Annotated in this window: 10 protein-coding genes; 4 read left to right on the top strand and 6 right to left on the bottom strand. The window is 64.9% G+C overall.

Features of this window, described 5'->3' with window-relative positions:
• Positions 1–144: 144 nt before the first annotated feature.
• Positions 145–1,338 (top strand): efflux RND transporter periplasmic adaptor subunit, encoded by a 1,194-nt coding sequence (locus BcanWU425_RS10230; protein WP_085385343.1) that lies wholly within the window; start codon positions 145–147, stop codon positions 1,336–1,338.
• A gap of 24 nt (positions 1,339–1,362) precedes the next feature.
• Positions 1,363–4,521 (top strand): efflux RND transporter permease subunit, encoded by a 3,159-nt coding sequence (locus BcanWU425_RS10225; RefSeq protein WP_204512121.1) that lies wholly within the window; start codon positions 1,363–1,365, stop codon positions 4,519–4,521.
• On the opposite strand, the gene BcanWU425_RS10220 is transcribed toward BcanWU425_RS10225, so the two are convergent.
• Positions 4,518–6,785 carry a cation:proton antiporter domain-containing protein gene (locus BcanWU425_RS10220; RefSeq protein WP_018454090.1) on the bottom strand — a complete coding sequence of 756 codons (2,268 nt, stop codon included), beginning with the start codon at positions 6,783–6,785 and terminating at the stop codon, positions 4,518–4,520. The two genes, BcanWU425_RS10225 and BcanWU425_RS10220, sit on opposite strands and share 4 nt — an antisense overlap.
• A 433-nt stretch (positions 6,786–7,218) precedes the next feature.
• Positions 7,219–8,391 (bottom strand): MFS transporter, encoded by a 1,173-nt coding sequence (locus BcanWU425_RS10215; RefSeq protein WP_018454089.1) that lies wholly within the window; start codon positions 8,389–8,391, stop codon positions 7,219–7,221.
• 59 nt (positions 8,392–8,450) lie between these two features.
• Here BcanWU425_RS10215 and BcanWU425_RS10210 point away from each other — a divergent pair, with 59 nt between their 5' ends.
• Complete coding sequence (locus tag BcanWU425_RS10210) at positions 8,451–9,302, top strand: AraC family transcriptional regulator (protein WP_026232669.1); 852 nt, start codon at positions 8,451–8,453, stop codon at positions 9,300–9,302.
• Between the two features lie 171 nt (positions 9,303–9,473).
• The gene (locus tag BcanWU425_RS10205) at positions 9,474–10,826 is read left to right on the top strand and encodes a malonyl-CoA decarboxylase (protein ID WP_085351884.1); all 1,353 of its coding nucleotides are present in this window, start codon (positions 9,474–9,476) and stop codon (positions 10,824–10,826) included.
• 189 nt (positions 10,827–11,015) lie between these two features.
• On the opposite strand, the gene tarD is transcribed toward BcanWU425_RS10205, so the two are convergent.
• The 4 genes from tarD to BcanWU425_RS10185 all read right to left on the bottom strand — a co-directional run bounded on the left by tarD (position 11,016) and on the right by BcanWU425_RS10185 (position 14,463).
• Entirely contained in the window at positions 11,016–12,185 is a 1,170-nt protein-coding gene (tarD, locus tag BcanWU425_RS10200) for a D(-)-tartrate dehydratase (protein WP_085361487.1), read from the bottom strand.
• 144 nt (positions 12,186–12,329) lie between these two features.
• On the bottom strand, positions 12,330–12,587 hold the full coding sequence (locus BcanWU425_RS10195) for a DUF3297 family protein (protein ID WP_007613756.1): 258 nt from the start codon (positions 12,585–12,587) through the stop codon (positions 12,330–12,332).
• Positions 12,584–13,060: a glutathione peroxidase gene (locus BcanWU425_RS10190; RefSeq protein ID WP_018454085.1), complete on the bottom strand. Its 477-nt coding sequence runs from the start codon at positions 13,058–13,060 to the stop codon at positions 12,584–12,586. The genes BcanWU425_RS10195 and BcanWU425_RS10190 overlap by 4 nt, the downstream gene beginning before the upstream one ends.
• 2 nt (positions 13,061–13,062) lie before the next feature.
• On the bottom strand, positions 13,063–14,463 hold the full coding sequence (locus BcanWU425_RS10185) for an amidase family protein (RefSeq protein ID WP_085385421.1): 1,401 nt from the start codon (positions 14,461–14,463) through the stop codon (positions 13,063–13,065).
• Between the last annotated feature and the right edge of the window lie 91 nt (positions 14,464–14,554).

Below are 14,554 nucleotides of genomic sequence, written 5' to 3'. Positions count from 1 at the left end.
AAAGCGGTTTGTGATGGCAAAACTGCCAAAGGCCACAGCGCGGTCCGCAGCGCAAGGCCGACGACTGCCATGGCTATGGTGTTCCACGTCCGGGCATTTGTTGGTAGCCTCCCGCCTCGACAGACAGCAACCGGGGGCCACCGAATGACCTGCGCGAATCCCGCATCTCCCGCACGGCGCAACGAAGCGTGGAGACATGTCGGGCAGGCACTGGCCGCCGCGATGGCCGTGGCCGCGCTCGCCGGCTGCGAGGACAAGAACAGTTTCGTCGCTCCGCCGCCGCCCAAGGTGGACGTCGCCGCGCCTGTGCAGCGCCCGGTGACCCGTTATGTCGAGGCCACCGGCAACACCGCGCCGATCAAGAATGTCGATCTCGTCGCGCGCGTGCAGGGATTCCTGCAATCGATCGACTACCAGGACGGCGCCTTCGTCAAGCAGGGCACCCAGCTGTTCACGATCGAGCCCGAGACCTACAAGCTCAAGCTCGACCAGGCGCGGGCGGCCGAGGCCGGCGCGCAGGCCTCAGTCCGCCAGGCGGAAGCCGACTACAAACGGCAGGCTGAGCTGGTGCAGCGCCAGGCCGTCTCGCAGGCCACGCTCGACACCTCGACATCGACGCGCGATAACGCGCAGGCCAATCTCCAGCAGGCCGAGGCCAACACCAAGCTCGCCCAGGTCAACTACGGCTACACCAACGTGACCGCGCCTTTCGACGGCATCGTCAGCGCTCACATGGTCTCGGTCGGCGAACTCGTCGGCGTCTCCTCTCCAACTCAACTCGCGTCCATCGTCGCGATGGACCCGATCTATGTGAATTTCACCGTCAACGAGCAGGACGTGCTGCGCATCCGTGCCGAGGCCGCCCGCCGCGGGCTCACCGCCGCAGACATGAAGCAATTTCCGATTCAAGTCGGTTTGCAGACCGAGGCCGGTTATCCGCATGAGGGCAAGCTTGACTATGTCGCCCCGACCCTCACCCAGTCGACGGGCACGCTCGCAGTGCGGGGCCTTGTCCCCAACGACAAGCGGGTGCTGCTGCCCGGCTATTTCGTCCGCGTTCGCGTGCCCTTCACTCAGGAGAAGGACGCCCTGCTCGTGCCCGACACCGCGCTCGGCAGCGATCAGGGCGGCCGCTATCTCCTCGTCGTCAATGGCGACAACGTTGTCGAGCAGCGCAAGGTGCAGATCGGTCCCGTGGACAACGGCTTGCGCGTGATCGAAAGCGGCTTGAAGCCGGAGGACCGCGTGGTGACCGCGGGACTGCTGCGGGTGATTCCGGGCCAGAAGATCGACCCGCAGGTGACGAAGATCGAGCAGCCGCAGGCGTCTGCCAAGTAAGATCTGCAAGTAGGAGCGCCGGCCATGATCTCAAAATTCTTCATCGAGCGGCCGGTCCTCTCGAACGTCATCGCGCTGCTGATGATCCTGATCGGCGGCGTCGCGCTGTTCAACCTCGCGATCGCGCAATATCCCGACGTGGTGCCGCCGACGGTGCAGGTCACCACACGCTATCCCGGCGCCAGCGCCAAGACCGTGATCGACACAGTTGCCTTGCCGATCGAACAACAGGTCAACGGCGTCGAGGACATGCTCTACATGCAGTCCTACAGCGGCTCCGACGGCACCTATACGCTGACCGTGACCTTCAAGATCGGCACCGACCTGAACTTCGCGCAAGTGCTGGTGCAGAACCGCGTCTCCAGCGCGCTGTCGCAATTGCCCCAGTCGGTGCAGAACCAGGGCGTCACCGTACAGAAGCGGTCGACGTCGATCCTGCTGTTCGTGACGCTGACCTCGCCCGACAAGACGTTCGACAGCCTTTATTTGAGCAACTACGCCACCATCAACCTCCGCGACGAACTCTCGCGCCTGCCCGGCGTCGGCAACGTCACCGTGTTCGGCGCCGGTCAGTATTCGATGCGGGTGTGGCTCGATCCGAACAAGCTGCAGGTCCGGGGCCTGGTGCCGCAGGACGTGATCCAAGCGATCCAGCAGCAGAGCCAGCAGGTCTCCGCCGGCCAGGTCGGCGCACCGCCGACGCCGCCGGGTCAGGCGTTCCAGTACACCCTCAACGTCAACGGCAGGCTCGACGATACCACCGAGTTCGAGAACATCATTGTCAAATCAGGCACCAGCGGCGACGTCACGCGGGTGCGCGACGTCGGCTGGGTCGAATTGGGCGCGCAGACCTACAGCCAGATCTTCTCGCTCAACAAGCAGCCTGCCACCGGCATCGGCGTGTTCCAGTCACCCGGCGCCAACGCACTCCAGGTCGAGCAGGCCGTCGAGAAGAAGATGGCGCAGCTCGCAAAGGCCTTCCCGCAGGGCATGAAGTATGACACGCCGTTCGACACCACCAAATTCGTGCAGGCCTCGGTGCACGAGGTCTACATGACGCTGATCGAGGCCGGCCTGCTGGTGCTGGTCGTGATCCTGGTGTTCCTGCAGGACTGGCGCGCGATGCTGGTGCCGGCGACCACTGTGCCGGTGACCATCATCGGCGCCTTCGCCGCCATGGCCGCGCTCGGCTTCACCATCAACATGTCGACGCTGTTCGCGATCGTGCTAGCGATCGGCATCGTCGTCGACGATGCCATCGTCGTGGTGGAAGGCGCGGCCCACAACATCGAGCAGGGCATGAACGGCCATGACGCCGCGATCAAGGCGATGGACCAGCTGTTCGCGCCGATCGTCGGCATCACGCTGGTGTTGATCTCGGTGTTTTTGCCAGCGTCGTTCCTCGCCGGGCTCACCGGCCGCATCTATTCGCAATTTGCGCTGGTGATCGCGGCGACCGCGCTTCTGTCCGCCATCAACGCGGCGACGCTGAAGCCGACGCAATGCGCTCTCTGGCTGCGGCCGACGGTGCCGCCGGAGCAGCGCAACTTCTTCTATCGCGGCTTCAACGCGGTCTACAACCGCGTCGAGCGCGGCTACATCCGACTGATCGGCGTGCTGTGCAGGAACAGCACGATCTCTGTCGCGCTCGCGCTGGTGCTGATCGGGATCGGCGGCTACGGCCTGTCCCGGGTGCCGACCGGCTTCCTGCCGATCGAGGACCAGGGCTATCTGATCGCTGCCGTGCAACTGCCTGACGGTGCCGCGCTGGAACGGACCCAGAAGGTGCTCGACAGAGCGAGCGAGCTGATCAAGGACACGCCCGGAGTCCAGCAAGTCATCACCATCGCCGGCATCTCCGCGCTGGACAACAGCGCCAGCCTTGCCAATGCCGGCGTCGCCTACATCATCCTGAAGGACTGGGACGCGCGCAAAGGCCCCGGCGAGGATTTGCGTTCGCTGGTGTACGGGCTGAACGACAAGCTCGCGGCCATCATGGAAGCGCGCACGCTTGTGCTGCCGCCGCCGCCGATCCAGGGCATCGGCAACGCCGCCGGCTTCTCGATGCAGGTCGAACTGCGTGACGGCAACAGCGATTTTGCCAAGCTCCAGGCCATCACGGGCGCGATGGTCTCCAACGGCCAGAGCCAGAGCGCCCTGCAGCGCGTCCAGTCCTCGTTCCGCTCCTCGGTTCCGCAATTTAACGTCGAGATCGACCGCATCAAGACCCAGACGCTGCACGTGACGACGGACCAGGTGTTCGCGGCGCTGTCGACCTATCTCGGCTCGTCTTATGTCAACCAGTTCAACAAGTTCGGCCGCGTGTTCCAGGTCTACACGCAAGCCGATCCCGCCTTCCGCGTCACCGAGCGCGACATCGCCAACATGATGGTGCGCAACTCGAACGGCGACATGATCCCGATCGGCACGGTTGCCACGATCACGCCGGCCACCGGCCCGTCGCTGATCAGCCTCTACAATCTCTATCCATCGTCGACCGTGATCGGCCTGCCGGCGCAGGGCTACTCCTCTGGCCAGTCGCTGAAGCTGATGGAGGAGATCGCGGACAAGACGCTGCCGCCGGGCACCGGCTTCGAATGGACCGCGATGTCCTATCAGGAGAAGGCCGTCTCCAACCAGATCTACTGGGTGTTCGGGCTCGCCATGCTGCTGGTCTATCTCGTGCTCGCCGGCCAGTACGAGAGCTGGTACGCGCCGATCTCGGTAATCCTGGCGGTGCCGCTGTCGTTGCTCGGCCCCATGCTGATCCTCAACGCACTGAAGATCGACAACAACCTCTATTGCCAGATCGGCCTGATCCTGCTGATCGCGCTGTCGGCCAAGAACGCCATCCTGATCGTCGAGGTCGGGCTCGAGCTGCACGGCCGCGATGGCAAGCCGGTGCTGGAATCCGCGGTCGAAGCTGCGCGCGCCCGCTTCCGCCCGATCCTGATGACGTCGTTCGCCTTCATCCTCGGCGTGGTGCCGCTGGTGATCGCGACCGGCGCCGGTGCCAGCGCGCGCAAGTCGATCGGCATCACGGTGTTCTCGGGCATGCTGGCCTCGACCTGCCTCGCGGTGCTGTTCGTGCCGGCGTTCTTCGTGGTGGTGCAGCGCTTCGAGAACTGGCGTGCGTCGAAGAAAACGCCGAAGGCGGTGGCAGTGGCCGAAGTGAAATCCTAGGCTTTCTCCGTGGACGTCGGCCGCGCCTCCCCGCTCGAGACCAGGAGCACCGACACCTTCGCTTGCCTGAGCACGGCGTCGGCGACGCCGCCGAAGGAGAGATGATCGGCCTGGATGCGATCGACCCCCATCACCACGAGATCGACGGCGGTGGTCTCGATCTCGCGCAGGATCGCCGCTTCAGGCGCCCGGTTCGCGCGCAAGGTCGTGGTGATGTCGACCTCGTAACGGGCGGCGAGATCGCTGGCGTCCTTCAGGATGCCGGCCTCCTGGTTCAGACCACGCGAGGCGCCGCGCTGCGCGCCCTTGTCGCGCGTCGTCGCGACATAGATCACCCGGAGCGAGCCTGATCCCGCCTGCGCCAGCGCGACCGCGACCTCGGCGCCGCGCTTGGAGACGCCGCTGCCGGAGACCGGAACGAGGATGTTGAGCGCCTCGGGCGTCGGCTGCTTCAGGTGCTTGCCCTTGGCCGCCACGACCGCGAGCGGTCCCTCGAACTTCGCTGCGATGTCCTCGATCCTCCGATCGAAGCGATCCTTGGCGGCAGCAACCTTGTCGACGCCGATGACCAGAAGATCGAAGCCCTTGCGCGCTTCGTCGGCGATGGACTCGCCGAGCTCCGCACGCCTTGCCCGGGTGACGACGTCGACGCTGCCGACATCGCCATCGCCATGGGCCGATACGATCTCGGCGGCCTTCTTCACCACGGTTTCCGCGCTTTCCTCTTCATCGCGGCCCTTCTCCTGATCCTTGGCGCGCTTGCCGATGTGCAGCACGGTGATTGGCAAGCCGCGCATGCCGGCGATCAGGCCGGCGATGTGGGCAGCGAAGGTGGCGTTCACGCTCTCGTCCACGGCGAGCAAGGGGCGTTCGAGATTGGCGACGAAGCCGCGCTTCTCGAATTCTTCCCGCTCCAGGCGCTCTTGCTCGTCCTTGTTCATCGGCAGCTTTGCCAGCGCGGCGCGCAGCATCGGCGGCATCGCCATCGTGGTCACGATCGCCATGGTCACAATCATCGTGAACAGGTTCTGGCTGAGCACGCCGATCGAAAGACCGATGGTGGCGATGATCACCTCGGTCGAGCCGCGCGCGTTCATCCCGCTTGCGAGGGCCAGCGACTCCCTTGTGTTCAGCCCGCCCACGGTTCCGCCGACGAAGGCGCCGCCGAACTTGCCGACGCTGGCGATCACGACCAGCAGGCCGGTGAGCATCAGCAGATGGGGATCGCGCAGCACCGTGAGGTCGGCGCTCAGGCCGGCCAAACCGAAGAACACCGGCATGAAGAAGCTCGAGATCAGCCCGCGCAGCCGCTCGTCGATCTGCCGCGTCAGGATCGGGGACTCCCCGACCAGAATGCCGGCGACGAAGGCACCGAGCACGGTGTGGACGCCGATCAGATGCGTGACCAGCGCCATCGCGCACATCAGCAGCAGGATCACCGTGATGACCGGGGCGGTGCTGACGAGATTGTCGTTGGCCCATCGAATGAGCTGGAACACGATGCGGCGGCCGATGGTGAAGCTAATCGCGAGGAAGGCCAGCGTGCCCAGCACAGCTTTCGCCACCGAGGCGATATCCAGCGCGCCGTGCGAAGCGAGGCTGAAGATGACGGCGATGATGATCCAGCCGATGGTGTCGTCGATGACGGCGGTGGCGACGATGATCTGGCCGACATTGCGGCGCATGAAGTTCATCTCGCGCACAACCACCGCGACGATCTTCACCGAGGAGATTGACAGCGCCGTGCCCATGAACAGCGACGCAACCAGGCGGGCTTGCGGATTCGGCAACAGCGCATCTGGCAGGAATTCGCCGAGCGCAAAACCGCAGGCAAAGGGCACGAGGATGCCGGCAATCGAGATCGCGATCGCGGCCTTGCCGACCTTCCTGACCAGCTTGAGGTCGGTCTCCATGCCGGTCAGCAGCAACAGCAGCAGGATGCCGAACTGCGCGATGCCGTCGATCATCGCTTTCTGCTCGGGCGTTTTGGGGAAGATTGCCTGCTGTGCGTCAGGCCAGACCCAACCGAACAGCGAGGGACCGAGCAGGATGCCGGCGAGCAATTCGCCGATCACCGAGGGCTGGCCGAGGCGCTGCATGATCTCGCCGAGACCGCGGCCGACCGCGATCAACAGCACGATCTGGGCCACCAGCAGGAATTCCGAGGGACCGGCCGATTTGCCGCCCTCGGCGCTGGCCGCAACGGTGGTGAGGACAAGCGCCGCGGGGACAAGGCCGACCGGTCGGAGCAGGCTCCACTGCATGCAGGAATTTTACCCCTTCATCTGCCCCGGCGAGGTGCCGGGATGACGGGGATAGAACCCGCGGCAGGCAACGGGAGTTCCTTGACTTCGCGGCGGGTAAGGGGCCTCAACAAAAAAAACGCGAAAACAACCCCATGCACAGTAGAGATGAGGTTGAAAAGACTGGAGAAAATTTCGTCTTTGCCGAAATCTAATTTCGCTTTGCCGAAAATGCTTGCCCCGTCGGGCAAAACACTGGCATGATGGCATCATCGGCAGACTACGCGAGCCGCCGCCACTCCCACGTCATTGCGGGCGCGGCGACTTGACAGCCGAACCTTTAGCGAAGGCGGAAGCAATCCAGAATCCGTCCGCCGAAAGATTCTGGATTGCTTCGTCGCTACGCTCCTCGCAATGACGGGATTGAAACGGGCGCGCGCCTCACGCCGATCCCTCACACCGCCTGCGGTGTCCTGATCTCGCGCGGGAGAATGATCGCGGCTGCGATCGCGAGCAGGCAGAGTGCGGCGAAGGCATGCAGCATGGTGACGAAGCCGCCCTGCTCGTAGAGCCAGGCGACCAGGCCGACCGAGGCGCCGGCCGCGGTGAAGCCGATGAAATAGCGCACGGCATAGGCGCGCGAGCGCCATTCCTCGCTGGTGTATTTGCCGACCATGGCGTCGTTGACCGTGACCTGTCCGAACGCGCCCATGACGATGCCGATCGAGACCAGGATCAGCGGCAGATTGGACAGGCTCGCGGCGAGATACAGGAACGGCGCCAGCATGAAGGACAGCGGCAGCGCCACTGTCTTCAGCGAATAGCGGTCGAGCAGCCGGCCGATCGTATACTGCGTCATCGCGCCGAACACGTAGACGCAGGCCGCGATGACGCCGAGCAGCGCCGGGCTTTTGGTGAGATCGGCAAGCCGCTCCGCGAACAGCTTTGGCAGCGCCACGGTGACGGCGTTGAACGTCGTGGAGATCGCGATCACCACGATCAGCAGCGACAGGATCACGCGCCACATGTCCTGCTTGGCGACCCGCGCCTGCGCTGCCGCCTGCTTCGAGCCCTTGCGGTCCTCGTGAACGACCATCGTCGCGAACGCGATGCCGATCAGGATGGTGACGATGCCGGGGACGATGAAGGCGAAGCGCCAGCCGAGATACTGGCCGATCACGCCGGTGACCAGCGCCGACGAAGCGACGCCGAGATTGCCCCAGACGCCGTTGATGCCCATCTCGCGGCCGAGCCTGTCAGCGTAGGAGACGATCATGGCAGTGCCGACGGGATGATAGATCGAGGCAAAAATGCCGATCGCGAACAGCGCCGCGCCGAGTTGGGCCGGGGTCTGCACGAAGCCAACCGAGATCATGGAGGCGCCGATGCCGACGAAGAAGATCAGCATCATGTGGCGACGGCTCCAGCGGTCGCCGAGCCAGCCGGTGAGCAGCGAGCCCGCGCCGAAGGCGACGAAGCCCGGCGTCGCGTAAGGCAGGAGTTCCGAATAGGCCATGCCGAGCGCCGGTCCCATGATGATCACCGCGGCGGCGAAAATCAGCATCGCGTAATGGTCGATGAAATGGCCCGCGTTGACGAAACTGATCACCCGGCTGGGGCTGTTCATGGGAATCCTCTCCTGCTCCGAAATGAGTTATATGTCTTGGGCATGACGGGATGCTGCCAATGACTGTCGTCGAGACGCCAATCCTCCGGGCGGTCCGGAGCAATCATCGCTCGCCCGCGGGCGTGCATCTGGTCGCACGCGACTATCCCAAGGGCATGCGGATCGATCCGCATATGCACCGCGAGGCACAGCTGATCTATGCCGCCAGGGGCACCATGCAGGTGACGACGCCCGGAGGGCGCTGGCTGGTGCCGCCGGACCGCGCGGTCTGGGTCCCCGCCGGGCTCCAGCACGCCATCGATCTGCTCGCCGACATCGAGATGCGGACGCTGTATTTCGACTTGGCCTGGCTGAAGCGCGCGCAGCGCCATGAGGGACTGACCAAGGAATTCGTGGTGCGGGTGTCGCCGCTGCTGAACCAGGCGATCCTCGCGCTGTTCGACGCGCAAAATACCGAGGAGCGGACCGATCTGCTGGTTCGGCTAGTGATGCTGGAACTGGTCCGGGCCGAGGATTCCGCGACCTTCGTGCCGCTGCCACACGAGCCGCGCTGCCGGCGCGCGGCCATGATCGTGCTCGACGATCCCACCGGCCTGCACGACATCGACGCGCTGGCGCGCGAGGTCGGAACCTCCGCGCGCACACTGTCGCGGCTGTTTTCGACAGAGACGCAGCTGAGCTTCAAGAGCTGGTGCCAGCGTGCGAGGATTGCGGCGGCGATCCAGCGGCTGTCCACCGATGCCAATGTGTCCGTGAAGCAGCTCGCGACCCAGCTCGGCTATGCCAGCGTACCGGCGTTTTCGGCCGCGTTCCGTCAGGTGACGGGACGGACGCCGACGGAGTTTGCCACACACTCGGTGTCCTCGCCCGGCTTGACCGGGCGATCCAGTACTCCGAGACGGCGCGGCTAGAAGCGAAAAGCTGCGGCGTACTGGATGCCCCGGTCAAGCCGGGGCATGACAACTCACTTGGGGCGCATAGCCCCGCTAAACTTGCCAAAATCCCCCGCTTGATTGTGATCGGATTCCGCCCAAATCCCGTGTAAGATTCCCGCACCGCACAAACCCGACACGAAAGCCCCGATGGCCAACGCCTTCTTCTCCGACTTACTTACTACCATCTCCGAGCGCGGCCGCACGCTGCTTCGCCGCGGGGATTCTGCCGACACCAAGCCGGACGCCGATGGGCTGATCGAGCTCTGTGGCGCGCTGCTGTCGGGCCGGGGTGAAGCTTCCGGCACCGCCATGGCGCGTGAGGTGCTCGACATCTACCAGGACCTGGATGCGGCGGGACGTCGCGCCTTTTTCGAAGCCCTGGTGCGCGATTTCGGCCCGGATCGGGAACGCCTGTCCAAGGCGATCGAGACATGGCGCGCCAAGCCGGCCGACGAGGATGCCAGCGCCCTGCACTTCGCCTCCGAGCCGCGCCGGCAGGAGCTGATCCGCCGCCTCAACCGCGCACCCGGCGGCACCGGCGATCTCGTCAAGATGCGCGCCGACCTGCTCGACATGATGAACAGGCACGCCGATCTCGCCGCACTCGATCGCGACGTTTCGCATCTTCTCTCGTCATGGTTCAACAGGGGGTTTCTCGTGCTGCGCAGGATCGACTGGTCGACCCCGGCCAACATCCTCGAAAAGATCATCCGTTATGAGGCCGTGCACGAGATCAGCGACTGGGACGATCTGCGCCGCCGCATCGATCCGGTCGACCGCCGCTGCTACGCCTTCTTCCATCCCGCGATGGTGGACGAGCCCCTGATCTTCGTCGAGGTCGCGTTGACCGAGACGATCCCCGGCGCGATCGCGCCGCTGCTCGCGGTCGATCGCCCATCCGTCCCGATCGAGCGCGCCCGTACCGCCGTGTTCTACTCGATCTCCAACACCCAGCGCGGTCTGGGCGGCATCTCCTTCGGCAGCTTCCTGATCAAGCAGGTGGTGGAGGAGCTGCGCCGCGAATTGCCCAAGCTCGACAATTTCGTGACGCTGTCGCCGGTGCCGGGCTTCATGCCATGGGTGAAGCAGGACAAGGATTTGCCGCTGTCGGACGAGGACCGCGAGATCCTGAAGCGCCTCGACGATCCCAAATGGTTCGAGAACCCCGAGACAACGACACTGCTACGTGGCGTGATCGAACCGCTCGCGGCGCACTATTTCCTGAAGGCGCGCACACCCAAAGGCAAGCTGATCGACTCCGTCGCGCGCTTCCATCTCGGCAATGGCGCCCGCCTCGAGCGCATCAATTGGTTAGGCGATCTCTCGCCGAAGGGCGTGCGCGAGTCCGCCGGCGTGATGGTCAACTACCTCTACCGCCTCGACGACATCGAGAAGAACCACGAAGCCTACGCCAATGACGGCGAAGTCGTGGCCTCGAGCGCGGTGAAGAAGCTCTTGAAGGGCGAAGGGCGGCGGCTGTTGGATATGCGACTGTCGTAAGGGACGACCTCGGCTGATTGCGTTGGTTCGTCCACAATCTCGGTGTCATCGCCCGGCTTGACCGGGCGATCCAGTATTCCAGAGGCCTCCGTTGAAGCGCTCGCTCTCGCCACATTCGCCACGGCGTACTGGATGCCCCGGTCAAGCCGGGGCATGACAGCGGAAAGCATGGCGTGGCCGTCGCGCCCCCTACTCCGCCAGCGCCTTCATCTCCTTGTAGAGATCCGACTTGCCTTCGAAGCCGATGCCTGACAGCTCCGGCATGGTGATGTGGCCGTTCTCGACGCGGACGCCGTCGGGGAAGCCACCATAGGGCTGGAACAGGTCGGGGTAGCTCTCGTTGCCGCCAAGGCCTAAGCCGGCTGCGATGTTGAGCGACATCTGGTGGCCGCCGTGGGGGATGCAGCGGCTCGGCGACCAGCCATGAGTTTTCAGCACCTCCAGCGTGCGCTGGTATTCGCACAGGCCGTAGGACAGCGCGCAATCGAATTGCAGCCAGTCGCGGTCGGGGCGCATGCCGCCGTAGCGAATCAAATTGCGGGCATCCTGGTGGCTGAACAGGTTTTCGCCTGTTGCCATCGGGCCCGGATAGAATTCGGCGAGGGCTGCCTGCAGCGCGTAATCCAGGGGATCGCCGACTTCTTCGTACCAGAACAAGGGATAATCCCGCAGCATCTTGGCATAGGCGATGCCGGTCTCGAGATCGAAGCGGCCGTTGGCGTCGACGGCGAGCTGCGCGTCCTTGCCGATTTCCTTCAGCACCGCTTCGATGCGGGTGCGGTCGTCCTCGATATCAGCACCGCCGATCTTCATCTTCACGACGTTGTAGCCGCGATCGAGATAGCCTCGCATCTCGCCGCGCAGCATCGAGAGGTCCTTGCCGGGATAGTAGTAGCCGCCGGCAGCGTAGACGAACACGCGCGGATTGGCTTTGACGCCGTGACGCTCAGCCAGCAGGCGAAACAGCGGCTGGCCCGCAATCTTCGCGACCGCATCCCACACCGCCATGTCGATGGTGCCGACCGCGACCGAGCGCTCGCCGTGACCGCCCGGCTTCTCGTTGGTCATCATCGCGGCCCAGACCTTGTCGGGGTCGAGATTGTCGCCGGCCGCATTCAGCAGCGATTTCGGATCGGCCTCCAGGATGCGCGAGGCAAAACGCTCGCGGATCAGGCCGCCCTGCCCGTAGCGGCCGTTGGAGTTGAAGCCGTAGCCGACGACGCGCTTGCCGTCGCGAACGACGTCGGTGACGACGGCCACGAGGCTCGTCGTCATCTTGGTGAAATCGATATAGGCGTTGCGGATCGGCGAAGAGATCGGCTTCGTGATCTCGCGGACGTCGACGATGCGGACGGACATGGGGTTTGGCTTTCTGCGGGCTCCCTCCTCTCGTCATGGCCGGGCTTGTCCCGGCCATCCACGTCTTAGCCGCTCGAAGAACGTGGATGCCCGGGACAAGCCCGGGCATGACGGCGTGCCCCAAGCACGCTTCGCATTCCAAAACTACTTCTTATCCCTGAAATACGGCTCGACCGGGCCGTGCACCTTGATGGTCAGCGGGTTGCCGTGGCGGTCCTTGGCGTTGCCTGCGGTGACGCGGACCCAGCCTTCGCTGATGCAGTATTCCTCGACATTGGTCTTCTCGACACCCTTGAAGCGGATGCCGACGTCGCGCGCCAGGATGTCCGCATTGTAAAAGGGGCTGTTCGGATCGACCGAGAGGCGGTCCGGAAATTCGTCGCTCATGATTGTCTCGCTCATAACAGGGTCTCGATTTGCTGCCGCAATCCTTCGGGCCGCGCGGTCGGCGCATAGCGCGAAACCACCTTGCCGGCGCGGTCCACCAGGAATTTCGTGAAATTCCATTTGATGGAGGCGCCCAGCAGGCCGGATTGCTGGCGTTTCAGGTACTCATACAACGGATGGGCATTGCTGCCGTTGACGTCGATCTTCTCGAACAGGGGAAAGGTGACGTCGTAATTGGTCGAGCAGAACGCCTGGATCTCGCTCGCCTGCCCTGGCTCCTGCGCACCGAACTGGTTGCAGGGAAAGCCGAGCACCGAGAAGCCGCGCGGGGACAGGTCGCGATGCAGATCCTCCAGCCCGCGATACTGCGGCGTGAAGCCGCATTTGCTCGCGGTGTTGACGATCAGCAGCACCTGCCCTTCGAAGCTGCGCATCGGCACTTCTTCGCCGAGAAGCGAGTTGGCCTTGAAGTCGTAGATCGCGGACATCGCTAACCTACGGGATCGATCGGCGACGGCGGCACGCCGCCCGCCTCGATCGCCTCGCCTGCGAGCAGGCAGAGATCCTCGCGATAGCGGCCCGACACGATGTGCACGCCGACCGGCGCCTTGCCGACGAGGCCCGTGGAGACCACGAGGCCCGGCAGGCCCATGAAGGGAATGGCGATCTGCGGCAACTGCGCTTCCCAGACGCGTTTGAAGGAAGAGTCGTCCTTGCGGTCGAGATGATCGGGGAACGGCAGTTCGCCGGAGACCGGCGTCAGCAGCACGGCATAGGTCTCGAAGAACAGCATCCAGTCGCGGGTCAGCGTGGCGCGGCGGGTCAATGCCTTGGCGTAATTGGCCTGGTCCATCGGCGTGACCCTGGCACGGTTGCCACGCAGGCACGCCAGCGCGCCGGGATCGCCTTCACGCTCGGCCATCTCGAGCTGCGCCTCATAGCCGTCGCCGAGCCAGAGCTTGATCTGCCACTCGACCGCTTCGCGCATCGGCGGGGTGTTCTCGATTGTCTCGACGGTCCAGCCGGCCCGTTCGAGCCGCTTGCCGGCGTCGATGACGGCGGCCTTCACCTCGGGCGCGGTGGCCAGGCCGTCCGGGTCGAGACAGAGCGCGGCGCGCTTCGGCCGCGCGGGGCCTTCCAGCGGCACCGGCACAAACCAGGGATCGCGGATGTCGCGGGCCGACATGGCCGCGAGCGAAATCCTGATGTCGTTGACGGTGCGCGCCAGCGGCCCCGACACCGCCATGATCTGCGGCCCGATCGGGCGCTCCGGCAGGGCCGGATTGAAGGCCGGGATGCGGCCCAAGGTCGGGCGCAAGCCATGCACGCCGCAGGCATAGGCGGGATAGCGGATCGAGCCGGCAATGTCGGTGCCATGGGCGATATGGCCGATGCCGGCCGCGACCGCCGAGCCCGCGCCGCCGGACGAGCCGCCCGGCGTCAGCGAGGCGTCGCGGGGGTTCTTGGTGTCGCCGTGGACCAGGTTGGTGGTGAACCAGCGATAGGAGAAGGCCGGGCAATTGGTGCGCCCAAGCAGAACGGCGCCGGCTTTGCGGAAATTGGCGACCACCGGATTGTCCTCGCGCGCGATCAGGTCGCGCTGGAGCTTGAGGCCGTTGGTGGTGGCAAAGCCCTCCTGGTCGACATTGGCCTTGATGGTCACGGGCACTCCGGCCAGCATGCCGGGGTCCTCGCCCCTGGCGATGGCGGCATCGACGGCGTCGGCCTGCTTGAGCACGTCCTCGGGCCGGTGGTCGATCACGGCGTTGAGGCTCGGATTGACGGCGTCGAGCCGGGCGAGGCCGGCCTGCGCGGCCTCCCTGGCGGAGACCTTTTTGGTTTTGACGAGATTGGCGAGGTCGGCCGCCGACAGGCGCCAGAGATCTTGCATGACTTGCTCCGTGTAACCGGCGTCTTTTAGCCCCGGGAACGCGGCAAAGCCATGCGGATTCGCAGGGATTCCTCCGCCATTGCGACGGTGG

Origin of the sequence: Bradyrhizobium sp. WU425 (assembly GCF_021052305.1) — a bacterium.
Taxonomy (GTDB): domain Bacteria; phylum Pseudomonadota; class Alphaproteobacteria; order Rhizobiales; family Xanthobacteraceae; genus Bradyrhizobium; species Bradyrhizobium canariense_D.
This window is presented reverse-complemented; position numbering and strand designations above follow the sequence as displayed.